The sequence below is a fragment of the Rhizobium sp. BK619 genome (genome assembly GCF_014195245.1).
Classification (GTDB): domain Bacteria; phylum Pseudomonadota; class Alphaproteobacteria; order Rhizobiales; family Rhizobiaceae; genus Rhizobium; species Rhizobium acidisoli.
In genome coordinates this window covers 241678-263145 of the sequence record NZ_JACIBH010000009.1, presented here as the reverse complement: position 1 = coordinate 263145, position 21468 = coordinate 241678, and the positions used below count along the sequence as shown (strand labels likewise).

The following is a 21468-nucleotide window of genomic DNA, read 5'->3' as shown; positions in this document are numbered from 1 at the left end:
CTCAAGCCGAGTCGCGCATCACCAGCGTCGCTTCCAGGATCACCCTGTTCGTTGAAGGGGTCGTCCCCTCGTCCTCGCTTTCAATATGAGAAAGCAGCAGCTCCACCGACTTTGCCGCGATCTCCGGTGCGTTCTGGGCCATCGTCGTCAGCGACGGGCAGGTATACCGGCTGAGCGGGTGGTCGTCGTGCCCGGCAATCCGCACGTCGCAGCCGTCGCTGCGGCCGATTTTCAAGCCGGACGCGAAGGCCGCCGCCATGGCGCCGAAAGCGAAGCGGTCGTTGGCGCAGAGCAGAGTTTTGCCGGGCAGGCCGCCACGCGCAAGAATCCTCTGCATCTGCTCGTATCCGAGACGCTCGAACTCCCAGGACGGCGGTGCGTCGCAATCGATGACCAGCGGCGAATGCCCTTCCCTTGTCATGGTCGCACGGTAGCTCGCCTGCCGCTCGCCGGCGTTTTCCGTCAGATGCGGAATTTCCAGGAATATCGGCGGCTCACCGGACCGGCAGAGATATTGCACAATGGCTGCCATGCTTTGGGCGTTGTCGTTGCCGACATAAGGAAGATCGCCGCTGGCAGGATTGTCGAAGCAGACGACAGGGATCGCGTCCTTCAGCCTTTCCAGCGCGGAGCGGCGCGAGCCGGCCCCGAGCGGCGCCACGATCGCGCCTGCCACCTTCAGCGACAGCAAGGTCCGCACCGCCTCCGCCTCCAGCTCCGGCCGCGTGTGCGACGAGATCTGGACCGGCCAAAATCCTTTGTCGCGCAACTCGAGTTCGATCAGCGACACGACCTGCACATAAAAGGGGTCCGACATGGTCGGGACCAGGATCCCGATATTCCTGGTCCGTTTGCGATTGAGATGCCGCGCGAAAAGGTTCGGCTCGAAATTCGACTTCTTGAGAGCCGCCTCGATGCGCTTGCGTGTCACCTCTTTGATCTGCGAGGGATCATTGAAATATTTCGACAGCGTCGGACGCGACACGCCGGAGGCGGTCGCGAAATCATCCATCGATTTATAACTCTTCTTGGCCATTCAGTTCCTTACGGCGGGATGATCACCTTGGATCGGATTGATAATCGCAGTGGCGGCACTGCTTTTCTAAACACGAAATAGTTGCCTCCATCCACCCGTTCCTCTCCCATGCCGGCGGCTGCAAACTTTCATTTGTTTACGAAAGTAAAGAAAAAATGCATCACAAGCAATACAAATTCTGCGAAAAAATCTCGGTCGCGACATTGGATAATACACTTTTTTATCAATGATTTATAAAGGCACACATCGCCCACGCGGCCGTCAATTTTTTCCCGCGTCGCATTTCTTCATTGACAGAAAGGCGCCTCAGGGAACCTAATTTGCCTACGGTCTTGAGGAGGATCGATCACTGACAATCTATGGGAGGCACAGATGAATATCAGAAAATTCAGCGTGACCATGCGGGCTGCCGTGGCGGTGTGGGCGCTTTGCGCCACCTCGGCGTTCGCCGACACCACCATCGAATTCATTCAATGGTGGGAACCGGAAATGCCGTCCGGCGCACTGCGCGGCATCATGAACGATTTCGAAGCGGCAAATCCCGGCATCAAGGTGACGCTCGTCAGCGGTCCCTATGCCACGACCCGTGACCAGATCGTCGTCGGCGCCGCCTCCGGGACCTTAAGCGACGTCGTCGGCCTGGATGGCGCCTGGGTCAACGGTCTCTCCAAGCAGGGCGCGATCGCCTCCATGGACGAACTGATGGAGAAGGCGAAATACGACAAGAGCCAGATCACCGATATCGTCAAGGTCGACGGCAAGAGCGTGATGTTCCCGCTGGCATCCTTCGTCTATCCCGTCTTCGTCAACCTCGATATCGCCAAGGCGTCGGGCGTCGACAAGCTGCCGACCACGCGCACGGAATTTGCCGAAGCCGCCAAGAAGATGACCGACGCGTCAAAGAACCAGTATGGCTGGGTTCTGCCGCTATCGCTGCAGTCTCCGAGCGGAATCCAGAATGACGTGATGTCCTGGGTCTGGGCCTCCGGCGCCTCGATGATGAAGGACGGCAAGCCTGACCTCGAAAATGAGGCGGTCGTCGGCACGCTAGATTATCTGGCTTCCCTCAACAAGGAAGGCGTTATTTCTCCCGGCATTTTCGCCAAGAAGGAACAGGACAAGGTCGAGGAATTCGTCAACGGCCGCGTCGGCATGATGGTCGATTCCCTCGCCCATGTGAATCTCATCCGCGAACGCAATCCGAAGCTCAAGTTCGGCATCTCCGCCTTGCCGGCCACCGACGGCTATACCGGCAAACGCGGCATGCCCTATGCGTCCTGGGGCATCGGCATCAGCGAGGGCAGCAAGCATAAGGAAGAAGCCTGGAAGCTGGTGGAATACCTGATGAGCCCGGACGTCAACGGCCGCCTGGTGTCGATTGCCAACGCCTTCCCCGGCAACGTCCATGCCAAGCCGGACTTCGTGGCATCGGACCCGATCTTCGCCGAAGCTTTCAAAATCTTCCAGAGCGGCTATCCTGCCAACGAATTCGTCGGCCTGCCGGTTGCCGAAGAGCTGATGCGCGACATGAACGTCGAAGTTCAGAAGATGTTCGACGGCGGCCAGTCGGCCAAGGACGCGGCTGCCAATACCGAGAAGGCCTGGCTCGCGAAGTTCTGATGCCTGTCGCCCGGAAGTGCGCAGCGGTTCCGGGATAACGACAGGCATAAAACAAAGGACGAAAGCACACAGCCTTCACGAGATCGCTTTCACGAGACCTCCGGCAGCGCGACGTGGCGCTGCCGGCATAAGTCGTCAAATCTCGGCAGAATGGGAAGTCACAGCTCATGAATCATTCCGCTCCGGCTCTGGTGGCTGCGCAAGTCAACGCGCGGAAGAAAAGATGGCTTCGTTACAGCACCTTGAGGAAACTGGTGCCGTATTTCTACGTGTCGCCGGCGACCTTTTTGCTTGTCCTGCTGATGCTGTTCCCGATGGTGATGGTCTTCAAATATTCATTGATGGACGGCGCCATCATGAAAAAGGACGCTGCCTTCGCAGGCGTCCAGAATTACCTGACCATCTTCGAAAATCCGGTCTTCTGGCAGTCGGTCGGCCAGACGATGTATTTCACGGTCATGAGCGTCGTCTTCCACTTTATCATCGGCCTGGCTTTCGCGCTGCTGTTGAACACTAACCGCGTCGATCCGCTTATCAGGAGCATATTGCGTGTGCTCTTCATCCTGCCGTGGCTGTTCACCGCCGTCATCATCGCCATCATCTGGCGCTTGCTGCTCGACCCGAACGGCGTCGTCAACAGCGTGCTGATGGCGCTTAATATCATCAACTTCAAAGTCGAGTGGTTCTCCTCGACCCACACCGCCATTCACGCACTGACCTTTGCAAACATCTGGGCGGGTTATCCGCTCTACATGGTCAGCCTGCTTGCCGGTCTCCAAGGCATTTCGAAGGAACTCTACGAGGCAGCCGGGATCGACGGCGCCAACGAACTGGAAAAATTCTGGTACATCACCATTCCGCAACTGATGCCGATCATCATCAGCATCGCGCTTCTCGACTTCATCTGGACAATGCAGGTTTTTCCGCTCGTGTGGATGACGACGGGCGGCGGTCCGATCTATTCGACGGAAGTGCTCTCCACCTTCACCTACAAGCTTGCCTTCTCCCAATATGAATTTTCGCTGGCTTCGGCGAGCGCAATGATCATCCTCATCATTTCGATGAGCGTTACCTACTTCTACATCAAACACCAGCAGCGCAGGTGACCGCCATGGCAAAGCGTTCCAAGAACTCGATACTGCCGACCATCCTCACCTATCTCGGGCTGGCGGTCGGTCTCATCTTTTCGACCTTCCCGATCGTCTGGATGTTTTTCAGCTCGCTGAAATCGAACACGGAAATCTTCGCTCTTCCGCCGCGGCTTTTGCCGGAGGATTTTACCGTGGCCGCCTATCTGACGATCTTCAATGATCCGGTGAAAGTGCGGTTCTTCATCAACAGTTACTTTGTCGCCGGCGTCGTCACCTGCCTGACCCTCGTCATCGCCATCCTGACCGCCTACGGCTTCAGCCGCTACTCGTTCCGCTTCAAGAACACCCTGAATATCTTCATCATCAGCACGCAGACCGTTCCGCCGATCACTCTTCTCATCCCCTATTTCGGTATGGTCGTCGCCTTCAGGATCTTCGACACCTATCTGGCGCTGATCCTCACCTATATGGTCTTCACCCTGCCTTACGCCGTCCTGCTGATGACTGGCTACCTCAACACCTTGCCGAAGGAATTGGACGAGGCCGTGCTTGTCGACGGCGGCTCGAGCTGGACGGCGCTGTGGCGCGTCATCGTGCCGGTCTCCATCCCCGGGATCGTCGCCACCGCGGTCTATACGTTTCTGCTGGCCTGGAACGAATTCCTCTTCGCGCTGACGCTGACAAAATCGATGGATCTCAGAACCGTTCCGATCGGCATCCAGCTGCTGATGGGCCAGCACGCTTTCGAATGGAATGAAATGATGGCGATGAGCGTGCTCGGCTCCCTACCCCTCCTGGTGCTTTACCTGGTTGCCCAACGCTATTTCCTGGCGGGCATGACCGCCGGTTCGGTCAAAAGCTGAGCGCGGCCGGAAGGACGAAGACCGGAGCGATCCGCGCTGACCAAGCCTGCCGAGCTTGGATCCAATTCTTCTTAGGCATTGAAATCAGCCGTGGCCTATTGCGAAGCGTCGCCGACCGCGTGCAGGATCGTCCGGGCAATGTCGGCAAAACCGAGGCCGGCGGGCTGCGACGAGACCCACTTGGGCGCGAATTGTAACTGCGGAAGGATCGGCAGGATGTTGTTGACGCCGAAGGAGTTGCGGATAAAACCGAACATCGGTGCGTCATTTCGAGAGTCGCCGACGAAGGCGGTAACAGCAGGTGTCTCGGTCGTGTCGACACCAAACAGCCCGGTTAAAACCCGCTCGCTCATCGAACGCTTGTTGTAGTCGCCGATCCACGTGTTGATGTGGATGGAACTGATCGCCACCGTCCCGCCCATGGCTCTGATGCTGGACGCGAGATCTTCGACGTCATGCGGATTGCGGCCCTGTATGTCGATTGCGACATCCGCCAGCCGGAAGACCTGGTCATGAGCGATCCTGAATGACCTGCTCTTTTGCGCCAGGAGCGCTTTGACCGTCTGCAGGTGCTGGCGTTGGCGCTCACCCTGCCGCGCCGCGTCCTCCCAATAGTCGAAGACGACTTCGCCATCCCGGCGGGTGACGCAATATGCGCCGCTTTCGCCGATGACGGCGGCCACCGGCCAGGCACGGACGATATGTTCGCACCAGCCGGCTGAGCCGCCCGTCACCGGCACGACGGCAATGCCGGCGCTGCTGAGATCCCACAGAGCCTGGTAGGTTTGCGGCAGAAGTTTGCCCTCTGTCGTCAGGGTATCGTCGATGTCGGTAAACAGGTAACGCACGTCCTGCAGCTCCCGCGCTGACGGCGCCAGGTCTACGTAGCTCATGTCGTCTCCTCGCTGCATGTCACCACGTCCAAGCCGCTTTCGGCGAGAGCATTGGCGGCAGACGCTTCCCCAGGCAGCCGGTCCGTGTAAAAACGGGTGAGTTTGCTGAACGGCGCAACCCGCACGGAGGCGGTGCGCGTCCACTTGCTGACGTCTGCCGCGAGAATCTGCGTTTGTGAATTCTCTAGAAGCGCGTTGGTGATCTGCGCTTCGCTATAGCTGAAATCCATCAGCCCGGTGAGCGGGCTTAAAGCGCCTGCGCCGACCACCGCGTGGGTTGCGTAGAATTTTTCGACGAACCGGATCACATCCGTGCCGACCACGTCACGGTCATCGTGACGCAAGAGACCGCCGGTCAAATGGACCTCGACACTGGGCGCGTCGCAAAGGCTCAAGGCGACGTGGATGTTGTTGGTGATCACCGTCAGACCCTGGTGGTCGCGCAGCGCGTCGGCAACGAATTGAACTGTGCTGCCGATGCCGAGGAACACTGTCGCCTCCGCCCCGATGTCGGCGGCGACGCGCCGTGCGATAAGCCGTTTGGCTCGCCGGTTGAGTTGGGCGCGGGCATTGAGCGAGATGTTGCTTCCCTCGACCGGCAGGTCGACACCGCCGTGGAAGCGGCGCGCGTGGCCCAGATCGCATAAAGCGTTGATATCGCGACGAATGGTCTGCGTCGTCAAATCGTACCGACGTGCCAATTCCTCGATGTACTGGACACCTTCGGTCTCGATCAGCGCAAGGATCTCGCGTTGTCGGCTCGATATGATCCGCTGCCCCATCGCCGCTCCTTAGGTGAGGTAGACACTGGGGTCGTCTGTTATCACGCCGGTCAAACCCACGCCCCAGAAAGATGCGAGCCGCTTCGGCTCGTTACAGGTCCATGCCCGCACCTTGATGCCGCGACGGGCGGCCTCTTCAAGAAACCCGATACTCAGAGCCTTGTAGTCAAGATGAATGGTCGTTGCCGGGATCGACCGAAGGATGTCCAACCAATCCACAGGCACCTTGCTCCACAGCATGGCGAGCTCGTAGTCCGGATCGAGCCCATGCATTCCTTTCAGAGCAGCGGCATCAAAGCTCGAGATCATGATCTTCGTGTGCGGCGCCCTTGCCTTCAGATGTTGATCGACGACATTGACCAACTGGTCGAGCGACTTGTGATGAGCATGCTGCTTGATCTCGACATTGGCGTTGAGGCCAAGTTCGCCGAGTGCCGAAACGACGCGCGCCAACGTCGGCAGCGGTTCGCCCTTGAATTGCGGGCCAAACCATGCGCCGGCGTCGATGGCCTTGAGATCCGACGCCGTGAGGTCGGCGAGACTTCCCTTCGACGACGAGCAGCGATCGATGGAAACATCGTGGATCACTACCGGAGTTCCATCGGAAAGCAGTGCGACGTCGAGTTCGACCCATTCCGCGCCTTGTTCGGCGGCTGCCCGGAAGGCAGCAATAGTATTTTCGGGCGCCACGGCAGAGGCGCCCCGATGCGCCTGAACTTCACTGCGTCTCGGGCCGGATCGTGGCTCTACCGTCGTCATCGTCTCATCACTTTCCGTCTTCTGCTGGATGAAGGAATAAAAATCCTGCGTCAATCCGTGCGTTTTCCGGTATCGCTGTTAAAAGGGTGCATCGCGTCGACACGGGCGAAAACGTCGATATTCGCATTCTCGGCAAAGTGCGGGCGACCCGGCACGGTCAGGACGACTGTCCGCTGGCTCTCACCCAATCGCACATGCAGATGACTTTCTCCGCCAATCGGCTCGAGCAACTCGGCCGTCGCATTCAGGCGAACGCTAGGCTCCGCCGGCTTGGTGACGAGTAACGCGTCGGGGCGAAGGCCGACCATGTCGGTGCCGGCAGGCAATGCCAGAGTGCCTGCGCTGTCGGCGGCCCTCAGCACGTCGACGGGGACAAGGTTCATAGGCGGCGAACCGATGAAGCTGGCGACGAACAAACTTGCCGGTCGATCGTAAACCGCCACGGGCGTGCCGACCTGTTCGACAAGCCCGCCGTTCATCACGACCAGCCGGTCAGCAAGGGTCATCGCTTCAAGCTGGTCGTGCGTGACGTAGATGCTGGTGGTCTTCAGGCGCCGTTGCAGCCGGCGAATTTCGACGCGCATCTGCACCCGCAATTTGGCATCGAGATTGGAAAGCGGCTCATCGAACAGGAAGGCGGCCGGCTCACGGACGATGGCGCGTCCCATCGCCACGCGCTGGCGCTGCCCGCCGGAGAGTTCACGAGGCTTGCGATCCAACATCGGCCCGATTTCGAGGATCTCGGCCGCCTCCGCCACGCGGCGGTTGATTTCTGCGCGCTCTGTGCCACGGTTTTTCAAACCATATTCGAGATTTCCGCGCACGGTCATATGCGGATAGAGCGCGTAATTTTGAAAGACCATCGCAATGTCGCGGTCGGCCGGCTCCGCCTTGTTCACATTGCGGCCGGCAATCTCGACATCGCCCTCGCTGATCGTTTCCAGCCCGGCAATCATGCGAAGCAGGGTTGATTTGCCACAGCCGGAGGGCCCGACGAGCACGATCAGTTCGCCGTCTGCAACCGCCAGGTTAATGCCTTTGACCGCCGGAATGGCGCCATAGTTCTTCTTGACGTGAATGATATTGATCGTGGCCATTTCATTTCTCCGTTTCGACCAGGCCTTTGACAAAAAGGCGTTGCATGGCGACGATGACGAGGACGGGTGGCAGGGCGGCCAGAATGACCGCTGCCATGACGAGATTCCAGCGCGGCTCGGCATCGGCAACCGCTGCCATGCGCTGGATGCCCATCACGACGGTGTAGAAACTCTGGTCGGTGGTTATGATGAGCGGCCAGAGATACTGGTTCCAGCCGAGCACGAAGAGGATGATGAACAGGGCGGCGATGTTGGTGATCGACAGCGGCAGCAGAATATCGCGGAAGAACTTCATCGGCCCTGCCCCGTCGACACGAGCGGCCTCCATCAATTCGTCAGGCACCGTCAGGAAGAACTGGCGAAACAGGAAGGTGGCCGTTGCCGAGGCGATCAGCGGGATGATGAGGCCGCCGAAATTGTTCAGCATTCCGAGGTCGGCCACGACCTTGTAGGTCGGCACGATGCGCACCTCGACCGGCAGCATCAGCGTGATGAAGATCATCCAGAATGCCAGGGTCCGGAACGGAAATCGGAAATAGACGATTGCAAAGGCCGAAAGGATCGAGATGGCGATCTTCCCGACGGCGACGCCGACCGCCATGATCAGCGAGTTGATCATCATCGGCCCGATCGGCGGCGCTCCCGAGCTTGTCATCCCGGAAGAGAGCATCGTCGAATAATTCTCGATGATGTGGCTCCCCGGAGTCAGCGGCACGACGCCCGACAGGAAGTCATTGGGCCCGTGGCTTGATGCGATGAATGCCACGTAGACCGGAAACACGACGATCGTAACGCCGAGGATGAGGACAAGGTGGGCCAGGAAATTTAGGAAAGGGCGATTTTCAACCATCCTTGGGCTCCCTCAATATTGCACGCGGCGTTCAATGAAGCGGAATTGCACTGCCGTCAGTGCGACGACGATCACCATCAGAATGACCGACTGCGCCGCCGACGAGCCGAGATTCAGTCCAATGAAACCGTCGAAATAGACTTTGTAGACCAGGATTTCGGTCGCGCGCGCCGGCCCGCCTTGGGTGGTCGCATGAACGATGCCGAAAGTATCGAACATCGCGTAAACGATGTTGATGACGATCAGATAGAAGGTCGTTGGCGAAATCAGCGGGAAGACAATCGTCCAGAAACGCTTCATAGGGCCAGCCCCATCGATGGCCCCGGCTTCCTGAAGCGAGCGGGGCACGGATTGCAGTGCCGCCAGGAAGAACAGGAAGTTATAGGAAATCTGTTTCCAGGTGGCGGCAATCACGATCAGGATCATCGCATCGTCGGGGTTGATCAGATGGTTCCAGTCGACGCCCATCGCTCGCAACATATAGGCGACAATGCCGATCGACGGATTGAACATGAACCACCAGAGAATACCGGCAATCGCCGGTGCGACGGCATAGGGCCAAATCAGCAGGGTCGAATAAATTCGAGAGGTGCGGAGCACGCGCATTGCCGCGGCTGCCAGGAGCAGCGCGATCGACGTCGACAGCACCGTCACCAGAATGGCGAAGATGAGCGTGTGGCCGAAAGCATTGATGTAAATCGGATCGGCAAAAAGCCGACGGTAGTTTTCGAACCAGACGAAGTTGGTCTTGAAGCCGAAGGCATCCTGGCGCAGGAAGGATTGCCAGAATGCAGTTGCCGCGGGCCAGAGGAAGAATACCACGGTCACGAAAATCTGGGGGGCAATGAGCAGGTAAGGCAAAAACTTGTTGGGAAATACGGTCCGTTTGGTTTGCATGAGCCCTCACACTGACGGATGGGAAACGGAGGCCGGTCTTGCACCAGCCCCCGTTACGGTGCTCATTGGTTGGCGGACTCGAAATCGCGAAGCTGTTCGTTGCCGCGTGCGACGACGGCATCGACCGCTTCTTTCGCCGTCTTCTTTCCACCCAGCAATGCGGCAAACTCATCGTCGATGATGCCGCGCACCTGGACGTAATTGCCAAAGCGGATGCCCTTGGAATTTTCGGTCGGCGTCACGCGCGTCAGTTGCTTGATACCGATATCGGCGCCGGGGTTCTTCTCATAATAGCCCTGATCCTGGCCGAGCTTATAAGCAGCTTCGGTAATCGGCAGGTAGCCGGAGAACTGATGCCAATCGGCCTGAACTTCCGGTTTCTGAAGGTAGGTGAAGAACTTCGCCACACCCTTGTATTCCTCTTCCGGCCGCCCCTTCAGCGTCCAGAGCGTGGCACCGCCGATGATTGAATTGAGCGGCTGCTTGATGACGTCATCGTAGAAAGGAAGTGGTGCAAAACCAACTTTGAAGCCTTTCGCGTTGTTGATGACACCGGCCCGGCCGGCCGACGAGTTCATATACATCGCGCATTCCTGCGAATAAAACATCGGAGGCGCGTTGTCGCCGCCGACTGGTCCACCGAATTTGAACAGACCTTCATCCTGCCACTTCTTCAGATTGTCCCAATGGCGGATCGTCAGATCGTTGTTGAAGGTGAATTCGGCGTCGAGACCGCCGAAGCCGTTGGCCTTGGTCGAGTAAGGCTTGTCGTGCAGGGCATTGAGATTTTCGGTCTGGATCCAGGAAATCCACGCGCTGGTGAAACCGCATTTGGCGGCACCTGATTTCATGATGGTCCGCGAGAAGGACTCCACCTCAGCCCATGTTTTCGGCGGCGTTTCCGGATCGAGTCCGGCCTTCTTGAAGACGTCCTTGTTGTAATACATGATCGGCGTCGAGGAATTGAAGGGCAGCGACAGGACGTTGCCGCTGGTGTCCGAGTAATAGCCGACGACCGGGGCAATGAATTTGCTCTGGTCCCAGGCCTCGCCTTGGTCTTTCATCAACTGGTATACGGGATAGACCGCACCCTGTGCCGCCATCATGGTGCCGGTGCCGACTTCATAGACCTGGACGATCGCCGGCTGCTGGTTGGCACGAAACGCGGCGATCGCGCCGGTCAGCGTCTCGTCATAGGTGCCCTTGTAGACCGGCACGATCTCATAATCGGACTGAGATGCGTTGAACCCCTTGGCGATCTGTTCAAGCTTCGCTCCATTCTCGCCGCCCATCGCATGCCACCACTGGATCTTCGTGGCCGCCATTGCCGGAACGGATAAGGACAGGCTGGTTAATCCTGCGGACAGGAAAAAAGCGATCTTGTTCATCTTCACTCCCCATTGCTTTCGGTCCGCAGCCTCCCGCTCCAGACGTGCGGCAATGGTAACAGGCATTGTTCACATTGCAATGATGAAATGTTCAAATGAACATCTGCACCAAAATGCCCGGACCCCGCGGTTGGTTTCTGTTGGCGAGGTCACTTCCCCATCTCACGGCTTTCCATGGCAGCCGCCGTGCTTTATGACGCTTTTGTGACAGCCGATGGAGCACCGATGTTAAGCTGGTTTCGAAGACTCATGCCGCGGGAAGATCGCTTCTTCGATCTCTTCGCTCAACACTCAAAGACTGTCGTCGGTGCGGCCGAAGCGCTCAACGAGCTTTTGGGCGGGTCAGACATTGAAGGCCATTGCGCCCGGATCATCCAGCTGGAGAATGAAGCCGACGACATTACCCGAGAAGTACTGCTTGCCGTGCGCCGTAGTTTTGTCACGCCGTTCGATCGTGGCGACATTAAGGATCTCATCCAGTCGATGGACGATGCGATCGACATGATGCAGAAGACGGTGAAGACCATCCGGCTGTTCGAGCAGAAAAGCTTCGACCCCGTGATGCAGGAAATGGGAAAGACGATCGTCCAGGCGGCCCATTTAATCGCCGAGGCCCTTCCTCTTCTCGACCGGATCAGCACCAATGCTCCCCGCTTGGCCGCGTTGGCGGAAGAAGTAACACGCGTCGAGGGCCGGTCCGACGAGTTGCATGAGCAGGGGCTGAAGGATCTTTTCCGCCGTCACGGCGCATCGAATGCGATGGCATATCTTATCGGCAGCGAGATCTATGGCGAGCTCGAGAAGGTCGTCGACCGTTTCGAGGATGTCGCCAATGAAATCAGTGGCATCGTCATCGAGAACGTTTGATGGAAGCCACCCTCGCTTTTCCCCTTTTGGCCGCGCTCGTGGCCGTTGCACTCTTCTTTGATTTCCTAAACGGCCTGCACGATGCCGCCAATTCCATCGCCACGATCGTGTCGACGCGGGTCCTGCGTCCGCAATATGCGGTGTTTTGGGCGGCTTTTTTCAATTTTATCGCCTTCTTGTTCTTTGGTCTGCACGTCGCAGAAACACTCGGGACCGGCATTATCGATCCGGCCATCGTCACGCCGCAGGTCATCTTCGCGGCGCTGGTGGGTGCGATCGTCTGGAATATCGTCACCTGGGTCTTCGGCATCCCTTCGAGTTCATCCCATGCATTGGTCGGCGGGTTGGTGGGCGCCGGTCTGATGAAAACGGGTTTCAGTTCGATCGTGTGGAGCGGATTGTTGAAAACGGCCGGCGCCATCGTGATGTCGCCGGCGATCGGGTTTTTCCTTGCGCTGCTGCTCATCCTGATCGTGTCGTGGATCTTCGTGCGACAGACGCCTTTCGCTGTCGATCGGACATTCCGGGTTTTCCAGTTTGTCTCCGCCTCGCTCTATTCCCTCGGCCACGGCGGCAACGATGCTCAAAAGACGATGGGCATCATTGCCGTGTTGCTCTATTCGCAAGGCTATCTGACCGGCGGCTTCCATGTGCCGCTCTGGGTCGTTCTCTCATGCCAAGGCGCAATGGCGCTCGGCACGCTTTGCGGCGGATGGCGCATCGTCCACACCATGGGCTCGAAGATCACACGCCTCAACCCGATGCAGGGCTTCTGCGCCGAAACCGGCGGAGCATTGACGTTGTTTGGCGCAACTTGGCTGGGCATCCCGGTCTCGACGACGCACACGATCACCGGCGCCATCATCGGCGTCGGTGCCTCCCGACGACTGTCTGCCGTTCGCTGGGGCCTGGCCGGCAATATTGTTATTGCCTGGATTGTCACCCTTCCCGCCGCAGCAACCATTTCAGCCCTCTGCTACTGGCTTTCGGACCTCTTTTAATCGTGATGTCGCTCAAAATGTGCGGGGATTTGGGATTGCGATGCGCAAAACGCGCTTAGCGATCTCTCATCGTCGTCACCAGCGCGTCCCAACCCCGTAGCGCATCGCAGACCTCGGCTCTTGTGGGCGCGCCGATACGGCCGCCGAACACCTGGCATTTGAGCGCTGCCGCCATGGAGGACAAGCGCATCGTCCCGGCGATCGCCACGCCTTCCGCGATCGCCAGAGCGAAAGCGCCATGGAAGATATCGCCTGCCGCGAGCGTATCGACGGCCTTCACCTTCGGCGCGGCAAGATGGGCGATTTCGCCGGTTTGGTCGTCAAACCAGAAAGAGCCGTTTTCCCCTGAGGTGACGCTGATGAAGGCGTGCTCGAACTTTCGCTTGAGAAGGCTGACGGCCTTCGCCGGCTCGGCAGTTCCTGTCAGGCGCTCGGCGGCCGGCTGCGAGAACACGATGTGGCTGGCAGCCGGCGCCAGCATCTCGATGACGCCGTCGCCTGCAACGTCGCCATCGAGGATGGCGGGCTTGCCTGCCTGTCCGGCGGCCGTCAGCGTCCGCAATGCGAGCTTCGGCCAACGAACGTCGACCAGCACCGCATCGAAAGCGGACAGGTCCTGCTTTGTGACCGGCTTCACCGTCTCGTGCAGGGCCGCATCGTAGAAGGGCACGATCAAACGCTCGCCCTGATCGTCGACAAGGATCGTCGAGACGGCCGAGCGGGCGCCTGGCACACGGACCATGCCGCTTGTCTCGATACCGCTGTTGCCCAGGTCGGCAATGATGCGTTCGCCGGTGGCATCATCTCCGACCGCGCCCCAGAGGCTGGCATGGCCGCCCAGCCGGGCGACCGCAAAGGCTGCACTTGACGCCATACCTTCGGCGATCTGCAGCATATCGTAGGGGAGAATTTTGCCTTGGCCGGTCGGCAACGCGCGCACGCGAAACAGCGTGTCCAGGACGGCGGCGCCGACGCACAAAACGCTGCGCCCCTGATCGGCCGGCGAATCGAAGGCAGAAGAAGTCGTCAAAACCGTCGTCTCACCTGCTCACTTGACGGCGCCGGCCGTCAGCCCCGCCACGATCTGCCGTTGCGCAAACACCGTCAATATCAGCACCGGCAAGGTAACGATCAATGCCGCCGCCGCAAGCGGGCCCCAACTGACCTGTTCGAATGACAGCATGTTGTAGACCGCGACCGGAAGCGTTCGCGTCTCGCGGCTGGCGAGCACGATGCCGAAGACGAAGTTGTTCCAGGAGAAGATGACCGACAGGATGAAGGCGACGACAATGCCGGGTTTGGCGATCGGCAGGGCGACCAGGCGGAAAATCTGCCAGGGCGTCGCACCGTCGATACTTGCAGCCTCTTCCAGCTCCATCGGTGTCGTCTCGAAATAGCCGATCATAATCCACACGACGATCGGCACGGTGACGACGAGATGGATGATGATCTGCGGCATCAGCGTGCCGAGCAGGTTCAGCCACTGGAACAGCAGGAAAAGCGGGATCAGGAAGGAAAGGCCGGGGGTCATGCGCGCGATCATGATGACCATCGCCGACTTCTCCGCCTTCAGCCGCGCGATGCCGTAGCCGGCCGGCACACCGATCAGCAGCGCCAGAAGCGTCGCGGCCCCCGTCACCAGCACCGAATTCCACAGATAGAGGAAGAAGTTGTTCTCCTCGAAGACCTTCAGATAATTCGTCCAGGCGAAACGCTCCGGAATGAAGATCGGCGGATAGGCGCCGTTGTCGATCTCGTACTTCAGCGACAGCGAGATCATCCAGAGGAAGAACAGCACGACCGGCGAGATCATCACCAGCGCGACGAACAGCAGTCCGATGCGATCGAGTGTCTTGCGCTTCATCAGCGTGCCTCCCCGTCGGACCAGTTCGCACGCTGCCGGAGCATCAGAAGGACAAAGGAGAGCAAGACGATGAGGATGAAGAAGACCACAGCCATGGCCGAGCCATAGCCGATATCGTAGTAGGCGAAAGCGGTGTTGTAGAGATAGATATTGATGGTTTCCGACGCCGTTCCCGGGCCGCCCTGGGTCATGGCATAGATGATGTCGAAGCTTTTCACCGCATCGATGCTGCGGATGATCACGGCGATCATCAGGAAGGGCGCTATCATCGGCAGCGTCAGATAGCGGAATTTCTGCCAGACATTGGCGCCGTCGATCTCCGCACTTTCATAGGGTTCGCGCGGCACCGCCGCCAGGCCGCCGAGCACGATCAGCATGATAAGCGGCGTCCATTGCCAGGTCTCGACCAGCACCAGCGAGGGGATGACACTGCTCTGATTATAGATCCACTCCTGCGGGCCGATGCCGATGAAGGAAAGAAGATAATTGAGGACGCCGAGCTGCGGATGGAACATCATGGTCCAGACGAGGGCGATGGCGACCGGTGTCGCCATCATCGGCATCACGAATATGCCGCGCAGAAGGCCGCGCAGCGGAAATTGCGTATCGAAAATCAGCGCGGCGAGCGTCCCCAGAAAAAGCGGCGCCACGACGGAGAGCGTCGTATAGAGCACCGTATGCCACAGCGACTCCCAGAAGCGCATGTCCACGGCCAGACGGGCATAATTGTCCAGCCCGGCGAAGACCTGGGACTGGCCGAGCGTCCAGCTGTTGACGCTCATCCAAAGGGTAAACACCCATGGAAAAACGATGACCGCCGCAATGACGATCAGCGCCGGGATGACGAAGGGCCAGTAGTTGGGAGCAACGCGACCCGCGTTGCTCCTTCCCTTCGAGGCGGCCTTGGCTGCGGCCGTTTCGATGCTTGCCGAGGCCATTATCCCTCGCTTTTCGCCAGGACGGGTTCGAACTGCGCCGTCGCCGCCTTGAGTTCGGCTTCCGGATCGGCGCCGCCAATCATATTGGTGAGACCGACGCCATAGATGTCGCGGAACTCGGTGACCGGAATGATGACCGGCAGCGCGAGCTGCGAGATCTTGCCAGAACCGACGACGGCATCGAGCCACGCGCCAGGCATCTTGACGCCTTCGCGGACTTTCGCATCCTCCAGGACAGACTGGCGGAACGGAACGCCGGCACCGGCCTGCAGCAGGCGGGCACCCATGTCATGCGAAATCGCCCATTGGCAGAAGAGGTAGGCGGCTTCCTTTTTCTGGCTGGCCGCGACGACGCCAAGCCCGTCGCCGAAGGTTCCCGCGGCCTGTGCCTTCGGGCCTTTCGGCATGATGCCGTAACCAACCTGGCCGACGACGCGCGACTTTTCCGGATTCTCGATCGGCGGCGCAAAGCCGACACCATCGAGCCACATGCCGATCTTGCCCTGCAGGAAGGCCGACTGGGCCTCGGCCCAGTTGAAGCCGGAAACGCCGGGAGGGGCGGTTTTGGTCATCAGCTTCTGGTAAAGCTTGGCGGCATCGATCGCTTCCGGCGATGTCGTGCGCAGCTTGCCGTCAGGGCCGAGCGGGCTCGAACCATAACCGAGCAGCAGCGACGTCCAGACCGGCGTATTGGCGTTCTTCAGGCCGCGGGCGACGAAACCGTAGGTGTTGGTTGACGGATCGGTGAGGGCTTCGGCCGCACTTGCCAGCTCTTCGAACGTCGTCGGGTAGGAAAGACCCTTCTTTTCGAACAGCGCCTTGTTCCAGTAGATGATCCAGTAATCGACCGAGAAGGGAAGAGAACGCAGAGCGCCGCCGGCGTCCTTGGCGAAGGCGAGGCCGGCTTCGGCGAAATCACCCTCCGTCAGCGATGGGTCGGTCAGCGCGGGATCCTTGAGGAAGCCGCCGATATCGGCAAGCCAGCCGCCCTTTTCGAACTGCCGCTTCTGGACGTGATAGCTCATATGCACGACGTCGAAGCTGGGCTTGCCGGAGCTGAGCTCAATCGTGGTCTTCTGGCGCTGCTGCTGCTCGGGCGTCGCTTCGGCATTGACCTTGATGCCGGTGAGCTCCTCGAATTCGGGTAGGTACTTCATGAGTATTTCGCTGCGCGGGCTCTTGACCAGATTGACCTCGAGCGTGGTGCCGGTGAAGCGCTTCCAGTCGACGGCAGCAGATGCCGAGCGCATGCCGAGCATGCTGCTGGCGCCAAGCGCGGCCGTGCCCGCCAGAAAACCTCTCCGCGTCGGATTCAAGAATGATGGCATGTGATTTCTCCTCCTATTGCCGGCGATCTCCTCATCTCCGGCTGATTATTCCCGATTATATCCTCAGCGCACGGTCCCTTGCACCGTTGATGTGTGCGACAAGGCTGTTGACGGCGTCCTCCGCCGATCGTCGTTCGATCGCCTCGAGCACCTTCAGATGCTCGCCCATGACAGGCCCAACGTGACCTTCGATGCGAAACCGGTCCTGGCTGATCAGGCGCATCTTGATCGAGTTCACGCGGTAGGCGTTCGAAATGATGGTATTGCCAAGCGCATCGATAAAGGCGTCATGCATGCCCCAGTCGACGGCCTGCGCGCGCAGTTCCAGTTCATGCGAGCCATCGCCGCTTCGAATGGCGTCGGCGATATCCCGATGCTGCTTCAAAAGCCCGGCGATCGTCTCGTCCGACGCCGACCGGGTGAAGAGTGCCACGGCCTCCTTCTCCAGGAAAACGCGGAGCTGGAATGCCTCGCGGATGAGATTGAGATCGATGTGAGCGATCTGCAGCCCGCGCTGCGGCACGGTCTTGATCAGGCCTTCGGCTTCAAGCCTGGGGATGAGTTCACGGATGGCTCCGAGCGTCAGTCCCGTCAGTTCCACGAGACGGCGCTGGGACACGAATTGGCCGGGACGCACGTCACGCGCAAGAAGATGGCGCGTGAAGCTCGCATACGCCTTTTCCCGCAGCGTCGGCTGCTCGTCCATTCCGTCCATCGCCTCTTCCCGCAGCATGCCTGACCTATGCCGCTTTCGACTGGAAAAGCTTATCGAAAGCAAGAGCGAGTTGCGTCTGCCCCTCACCGGATATTGAAGCGAGTGGTGGACGAACCGCAAGCCAGATTTCCTCCGACATCACGTGCGCCACCATCGTCTTCACGGCAGGGACAACAGGATATTTCAGCAGTTCGGCCACGAAACCCTCGATGCGGGGGTCGTCCTTGCCTTCTTCGGCCATCAGCTTGACGTCGCGGGGCACGAAATTCGCCATGCCGGAGATCGCCCCCTGGCCGCCGAGCCGTACGCCCTTGGCAAGGTGGCGTTCGTCACCAATCAGGATAATGAGATCGCCATGCGCCTTGAGCAGGCTTTCGGTATACGGCCAGTCGCCGGAAGAATCCTTGACGCCGGTCACGATCTTGGGGAAGGCGGTCCGCAGCCGCCCGATCAGCGATACGGTCAGCGGAACCATGGTGAGCGAAGGAAGGTTGTAGACGATGATGTCGCGCGCCTTGTCGCCCAACATGGCGAAAACGGCCGAAAACCACTGGAAGACACCGTCGTCGCTGACATTCTTGAAATAGGACGGCGGCGCAAGCAGGATGTTGCGAGCGCCCTTGGAAAGAGCAAGATCGGCCTGCATCGCCGCATCCTCGGCGGCGTCGACCAGCACGCCGACGATGATGTTCCTTGCCGCGATCCCGGCATCGAGAAAGGCCGCGAAGACGCGCTCCCGTTCCCGGCTACCGATCGACGAGCCTTCACCCGTCGTCCCAAACAGCGTGACGCTGGAGCAACCGCTGTCAAGGCATCGCCTTGCCTGCGCGATCATGACATCGATCGCGATATCGCCATTGCCGTCGAACGGCGTGGCGAGAGCGACTGACAGCCCGAATTTCTGGGTCAAATATATCCCTCCCAATTATCGGCATCAGACGTAGCAGAGTAACATGTTAGCTGTAAAGAGATGATTGCATGCGGACGCCTCTGATATTTGCCGCACCCTGTCTCGCTCAACCGACATGCTTTGCTGACGGCCCGTTTGCCCGCACAAGCGCCATCAACATCGGCCCGATTGCGAACTCGCCCCTCTCGGTTCTGCGGGTGAGATCTCGGAGATAGCCGCCGGGCGAATTGATGTGCCCACCCCGCTCCAGGATGCAGGCGATTACGGTCGCGGCATTTTCCGGCCCCATGCCGGCGCAGGCTTCCTCATAGGCCGAGGGACTGACGCCGAGCATTGAGCGAACGACGACGGCGGCCGACATCAGATCCCGCCAATTGCCGATCGCGCCTCCTGGCCCATAATCGAGAATGGCAGGGCAGGCCTGGAGAATGAGACCGAGCGGGAACGATTTCAGGCCCGGCCCGGACACCGGAGTGGCGGCACCCGATACCTTGCCGACCATTCCAGCCGCCGGCTTGAGCGACCTCGGCCTTTGCTCGGCCGGCGGTTCGGCAGTCCCCTCGTTGTTTGTCGCCGCCTTTTCGCCCTGCTTCGTTTCGAAGCTTGGTTCAAGTTCATAAATGGAGTGGGGGTTTGAATTCTGTTTGTGACGCTCAATCTGAGACTCATTGGCGTCTATTTTTTGTCTTTTAACGTGCCTTTCCAGCAAGTTGACAGCTTCGTTTCGCAACAGGCCCATCTCGTCGAGCAGTGATGCCAGTTCCTCGATACTCGCCACACGCGGAATTCTGGCGACGATAGCGCGAAACATCATCGTCATCTGCTCCCAGTCGCCTGGAACCGCTTCATCGATGGCCGTTGATATCAGCTTGGAGATGTCGCGGCGGCAGACCGTCAGGCGTTCCCGGGTGGCTCTGAGCATTTCCCGGTCGGCAATCGCCTGGGCGGCCAGACCTTCGATCTCGGCCGCGCGTGCTAGCAGCGGCGCGATGCTGAAGCCGAAAGCCTCGCCAATGACCCCTGCCCTGTCGCGCCGGGCATAACGCTTACCATTCGGGCTGTCCTTGCGCAGGATAAGACCCGCCTCGACCAGGACGGCCAGATGCCGCCTGAGCGTTGCCGGCGTCATGCCGCGGGCGCGAAGTGACAGCTGCGCGTTCGAGGGAAAGACGATCAGGCCTTTCTCCTCGGAGATTTCGTCATCGGGATAGAAGGTCAACAGCGCGTCGAGCACCGTCAGCGCCCGGTCGGTCACGCCGAGGGCCGGCCGCGCTTCGCATATTGCCCGGAACAGCTTCCACTTGCTGCGTTTCATTCCCGGCTCGATGGTCTCGGCCAGTTGCTGGCTTGCCAGCATGCCAAGCGACATCGGCCGCTGCCCAAAGGGCGTCGTCACATATCCACTCTCCATTTGCCTTCACCTTCGTTCAGGCAAAAGAAAACCATCCACCAATTTGGTGCCTAAGACGCTTGACTGTGATTCGTGGAAATGCGATTCTCGATGTGCTTAAGATCTGAGAAGGGCTTCCACGACGCCGTCGTTGGGGGCCTTTTTCTTTTGCGCGCTACGCTCCTCTGTCCTTGTTGAACTCCTGAAACAGGCCCTTCAGCCTTTCCTGGACGAATTGATCGAAACCGGGTGCGGTCTTGCCGTCGAAGACGAAGGTTGCACCGGACGCTGTCTTTTTCACCGTCACCGGCACGCCGCTGACCTGGGTTTTGGCAATCGCCGGCTTTGGGGCCGATGTCCGCTTGGTTGCGAGCACAAATGCGCGCTGAAACCGTTCGTCGCTTGGAATTTTGCGAGCGTCGTCCGCGGACAACTCGGCGATGATCCTCTCGATATCGGCACCGTCCAGCCGCTCGCCCAGTTCCAGCCACCGCCGGCGGCCGATATCCGGCGCCGCACCGATGGCGTTGATGAGATCAAGCGGAACCTGTCGTATGACGATCAGCATTCGCGACAGCGCCGCCTTATCGACGCTGAGAGCCGCCATGATCACATCGCGGCCAAAGCTTCGTTCTTCGAGCCTCGATGCAAAGAGCGCACGCTCGATGTAGGAAAGGTTGGTTCGAGCGCTGTTTTCCTGTCCCTGGCTGACGACCAGCTGACCGTCGGTGAGATCGCGGATGACCGCCCGCACCCTGATGCCTATTTCTCTGACGGCGGCCAGACGACGATGGCCGTAAGCCACCTGATAGCGTCCCCTGATTTCGGGATGCGGCCGCACAAGGATCGGAACCTGCTGCCCATGCTCGCGGATCTGTTCGACAAGCTGTGCAAGCTCGGCCGCGTCGATCGCCAATCGATCGCTGACGAAGGACGCGTCGATCAGGCCGGGATCGAGATCGACAATGGTCTGGCCGGCGGCAAGTTGACGTTCCAGTTCACTCGCCCGTTCCATTTTTTCGGTAATGTTGCCGAGCGTCTTGGTAATGCCGCCGACGGGTGCAGCACTGCGCTCCTGCGGCACGAATCCCGCGATCGGGCGATTGTCGCGCGGCGCGACGGTTTCCACCCTGGCCGGGCTCGGCGCAGAGATTTCGATGAGGTTCTTGCGCGCCATCG

General features: G+C 59.5%; 21 protein-coding genes. 5 read left to right on the top strand and 16 right to left on the bottom strand.

Annotated features, from left to right (window positions below):
* Window position 1: 1 nt before the first annotated feature.
* On the bottom strand, window positions 2-1036 hold the full coding sequence (locus tag FHX14_RS18940; RefSeq protein ID WP_054185277.1) for a LacI family DNA-binding transcriptional regulator: 1035 nt from the start codon (window positions 1034-1036) through the stop codon (window positions 2-4).
* Window positions 1037-1408: 372 nt separating this feature from the next.
* On the opposite strand from FHX14_RS18940, the gene FHX14_RS18935 reads away from it, so the two are divergent.
* The 3 genes from FHX14_RS18935 (at window position 1409) to FHX14_RS18925 (ending at window position 4610) form a co-directional block, all read left to right on the top strand.
* Window positions 1409-2656, top strand: a complete 1248-nt coding sequence (locus FHX14_RS18935) for a sugar ABC transporter substrate-binding protein (RefSeq protein WP_097627983.1) — start codon at window positions 1409-1411, stop codon at window positions 2654-2656.
* Window positions 2657-2823: 167 nt separating this feature from the next.
* Window positions 2824-3762, top strand: a complete 939-nt coding sequence (locus tag FHX14_RS18930) for a sugar ABC transporter permease (protein WP_184378096.1) — start codon at window positions 2824-2826, stop codon at window positions 3760-3762.
* 5 nt (window positions 3763-3767) lie between these two features.
* Entirely contained in the window at window positions 3768-4610 is an 843-nt protein-coding gene (locus FHX14_RS18925; RefSeq protein WP_184378095.1) for a carbohydrate ABC transporter permease, read from the top strand.
* 95 nt (window positions 4611-4705) lie between these two features.
* On the opposite strand, the gene FHX14_RS18920 is transcribed toward FHX14_RS18925, so the two are convergent.
* The 7 genes from FHX14_RS18920 to ugpB all read right to left on the bottom strand — a co-directional run bounded on the left by FHX14_RS18920 (window position 4706) and on the right by ugpB (window position 11276).
* On the bottom strand, window positions 4706-5503 hold the full coding sequence (locus FHX14_RS18920; protein ID WP_184378094.1) for an HAD-IIB family hydrolase: 798 nt from the start codon (window positions 5501-5503) through the stop codon (window positions 4706-4708).
* Window positions 5500-6285, bottom strand: coding sequence for a DeoR/GlpR family DNA-binding transcription regulator (locus tag FHX14_RS18915; protein ID WP_184378093.1), 786 nt, complete (start codon window positions 6283-6285; stop codon window positions 5500-5502). Before FHX14_RS18915 ends, FHX14_RS18920 begins: the two co-directional genes overlap by 4 nt.
* A gap of 9 nt (window positions 6286-6294) precedes the next feature.
* A complete protein-coding gene (locus tag FHX14_RS18910) occupies window positions 6295-7044 on the bottom strand; it encodes a glycerophosphoryl diester phosphodiesterase (RefSeq protein WP_184378092.1) in 750 nt (249 codons plus the stop codon).
* A gap of 50 nt (window positions 7045-7094) precedes the next feature.
* Complete coding sequence (locus FHX14_RS18905) at window positions 7095-8141, bottom strand: sn-glycerol-3-phosphate import ATP-binding protein UgpC (RefSeq protein ID WP_184378091.1); 1047 nt, start codon at window positions 8139-8141, stop codon at window positions 7095-7097.
* A gap of 1 nt (window position 8142) precedes the next feature.
* A complete protein-coding gene (gene ugpE / locus FHX14_RS18900) occupies window positions 8143-8991 on the bottom strand; it encodes a sn-glycerol-3-phosphate ABC transporter permease UgpE (protein WP_184378090.1) in 849 nt (282 codons plus the stop codon).
* Between the two features lie 12 nt (window positions 8992-9003).
* Window positions 9004-9888, bottom strand: coding sequence for a sn-glycerol-3-phosphate ABC transporter permease UgpA (ugpA, locus tag FHX14_RS18895; RefSeq protein WP_184378089.1), 885 nt, complete (start codon window positions 9886-9888; stop codon window positions 9004-9006).
* 62 nt (window positions 9889-9950) lie between these two features.
* Window positions 9951-11276: a sn-glycerol-3-phosphate ABC transporter substrate-binding protein UgpB gene (gene ugpB, locus FHX14_RS18890; RefSeq protein ID WP_184378088.1), complete on the bottom strand. Its 1326-nt coding sequence runs from the start codon at window positions 11274-11276 to the stop codon at window positions 9951-9953.
* 225 nt (window positions 11277-11501) lie between these two features.
* Between ugpB and FHX14_RS18885 the strand changes: the two genes are divergently transcribed.
* Both FHX14_RS18885 and FHX14_RS18880 read left to right on the top strand, forming a co-directional pair.
* The gene (locus FHX14_RS18885) at window positions 11502-12143 is read left to right on the top strand and encodes a DUF47 family protein (protein WP_184378169.1); all 642 of its coding nucleotides are present in this window, start codon (window positions 11502-11504) and stop codon (window positions 12141-12143) included.
* Window positions 12143-13144, top strand: coding sequence for an inorganic phosphate transporter (locus FHX14_RS18880; protein WP_184378087.1), 1002 nt, complete (start codon window positions 12143-12145; stop codon window positions 13142-13144). The genes FHX14_RS18885 and FHX14_RS18880 overlap by 1 nt, the downstream gene beginning before the upstream one ends.
* A 55-nt stretch (window positions 13145-13199) precedes the next feature.
* Here the strand turns inward: FHX14_RS18880 and FHX14_RS18875 are convergent, their stop codons facing one another.
* The 8 genes from FHX14_RS18875 to repB all read right to left on the bottom strand — a co-directional run bounded on the left by FHX14_RS18875 (window position 13200) and on the right by repB (window position 21466).
* On the bottom strand, window positions 13200-14174 hold the full coding sequence (locus FHX14_RS18875; RefSeq protein WP_184378086.1) for a sugar kinase: 975 nt from the start codon (window positions 14172-14174) through the stop codon (window positions 13200-13202).
* An 18-nt stretch (window positions 14175-14192) separates the two neighbouring features.
* Window positions 14193-15008 carry a carbohydrate ABC transporter permease gene (locus tag FHX14_RS18870; protein ID WP_003591396.1) on the bottom strand — a complete coding sequence of 272 codons (816 nt, stop codon included), beginning with the start codon at window positions 15006-15008 and terminating at the stop codon, window positions 14193-14195.
* The gene (locus FHX14_RS18865; protein WP_184378085.1) at window positions 15008-15946 is read right to left on the bottom strand and encodes a sugar ABC transporter permease; all 939 of its coding nucleotides are present in this window, start codon (window positions 15944-15946) and stop codon (window positions 15008-15010) included. Before FHX14_RS18865 ends, FHX14_RS18870 begins: the two co-directional genes overlap by 1 nt.
* Complete coding sequence (locus FHX14_RS18860) at window positions 15946-17274, bottom strand: sugar ABC transporter substrate-binding protein (RefSeq protein WP_003591391.1); 1329 nt, start codon at window positions 17272-17274, stop codon at window positions 15946-15948. The genes FHX14_RS18865 and FHX14_RS18860 overlap by 1 nt, the downstream gene beginning before the upstream one ends.
* A 55-nt stretch (window positions 17275-17329) precedes the next feature.
* Entirely contained in the window at window positions 17330-17989 is a 660-nt protein-coding gene (locus FHX14_RS18855) for a GntR family transcriptional regulator (RefSeq protein ID WP_041672083.1), read from the bottom strand.
* Between the two features lie 25 nt (window positions 17990-18014).
* Window positions 18015-18899, bottom strand: a complete 885-nt coding sequence (locus tag FHX14_RS18850) for a dihydrodipicolinate synthase family protein (RefSeq protein WP_184378084.1) — start codon at window positions 18897-18899, stop codon at window positions 18015-18017.
* Between the two features lie 106 nt (window positions 18900-19005).
* Window positions 19006-20310, bottom strand: a complete 1305-nt coding sequence (gene repC, locus FHX14_RS18845) for a plasmid replication protein RepC (RefSeq protein WP_184378083.1) — start codon at window positions 20308-20310, stop codon at window positions 19006-19008.
* A 154-nt stretch (window positions 20311-20464) separates the two neighbouring features.
* Entirely contained in the window at window positions 20465-21466 is a 1002-nt protein-coding gene (gene repB / locus FHX14_RS18840; protein WP_184378082.1) for a plasmid partitioning protein RepB, read from the bottom strand.
* Window positions 21467-21468: the final 2 nt, after the last annotated feature.

What these genes read in the sequence shown, in the direction of transcription:
- FHX14_RS18940 (WP_054185277.1), bottom strand. Translation starts at nt 1,036, where the DNA reads ATGGCCAAGAAGAGTTATAAATCGATGGATGATTTCGCGACCGCCTCC.
- FHX14_RS18935 (WP_097627983.1), top strand. Translation starts at nt 1,409, where the DNA reads ATGAATATCAGAAAATTCAGCGTGACCATGCGGGCTGCCGTGGCGGTG.
- FHX14_RS18930 (WP_184378096.1), top strand. Translation starts at nt 2,824, where the DNA reads ATGAATCATTCCGCTCCGGCTCTGGTGGCTGCGCAAGTCAACGCGCGG.
- FHX14_RS18925 (WP_184378095.1), top strand. Translation starts at nt 3,768, where the DNA reads ATGGCAAAGCGTTCCAAGAACTCGATACTGCCGACCATCCTCACCTAT.
- FHX14_RS18920 (WP_184378094.1), bottom strand. Translation starts at nt 5,503, where the DNA reads ATGAGCTACGTAGACCTGGCGCCGTCAGCGCGGGAGCTGCAGGACGTG.
- FHX14_RS18915 (WP_184378093.1), bottom strand. Translation starts at nt 6,285, where the DNA reads ATGGGGCAGCGGATCATATCGAGCCGACAACGCGAGATCCTTGCGCTG.
- FHX14_RS18910 (WP_184378092.1), bottom strand. Translation starts at nt 7,044, where the DNA reads ATGACGACGGTAGAGCCACGATCCGGCCCGAGACGCAGTGAAGTTCAG.
- FHX14_RS18905 (WP_184378091.1), bottom strand. Translation starts at nt 8,141, where the DNA reads ATGGCCACGATCAATATCATTCACGTCAAGAAGAACTATGGCGCCATT.
- ugpE (WP_184378090.1), bottom strand. Translation starts at nt 8,991, where the DNA reads ATGGTTGAAAATCGCCCTTTCCTAAATTTCCTGGCCCACCTTGTCCTC.
- ugpA (WP_184378089.1), bottom strand. Translation starts at nt 9,888, where the DNA reads ATGCAAACCAAACGGACCGTATTTCCCAACAAGTTTTTGCCTTACCTG.
- ugpB (WP_184378088.1), bottom strand. Translation starts at nt 11,276, where the DNA reads ATGAACAAGATCGCTTTTTTCCTGTCCGCAGGATTAACCAGCCTGTCC.
- FHX14_RS18885 (WP_184378169.1), top strand. Translation starts at nt 11,502, where the DNA reads ATGTTAAGCTGGTTTCGAAGACTCATGCCGCGGGAAGATCGCTTCTTC.
- FHX14_RS18880 (WP_184378087.1), top strand. Translation starts at nt 12,143, where the DNA reads ATGGAAGCCACCCTCGCTTTTCCCCTTTTGGCCGCGCTCGTGGCCGTT.
- FHX14_RS18870 (WP_003591396.1), bottom strand. Translation starts at nt 15,008, where the DNA reads ATGAAGCGCAAGACACTCGATCGCATCGGACTGCTGTTCGTCGCGCTG.
- FHX14_RS18865 (WP_184378085.1), bottom strand. Translation starts at nt 15,946, where the DNA reads ATGGCCTCGGCAAGCATCGAAACGGCCGCAGCCAAGGCCGCCTCGAAG.
- FHX14_RS18860 (WP_003591391.1), bottom strand. Translation starts at nt 17,274, where the DNA reads ATGCCATCATTCTTGAATCCGACGCGGAGAGGTTTTCTGGCGGGCACG.
- FHX14_RS18855 (WP_041672083.1), bottom strand. Translation starts at nt 17,989, where the DNA reads ATGGACGGAATGGACGAGCAGCCGACGCTGCGGGAAAAGGCGTATGCG.
- repC (WP_184378083.1), bottom strand. Translation starts at nt 20,310, where the DNA reads ATGGAGAGTGGATATGTGACGACGCCCTTTGGGCAGCGGCCGATGTCG.
- repB (WP_184378082.1), bottom strand. Translation starts at nt 21,466, where the DNA reads ATGGCGCGCAAGAACCTCATCGAAATCTCTGCGCCGAGCCCGGCCAGG.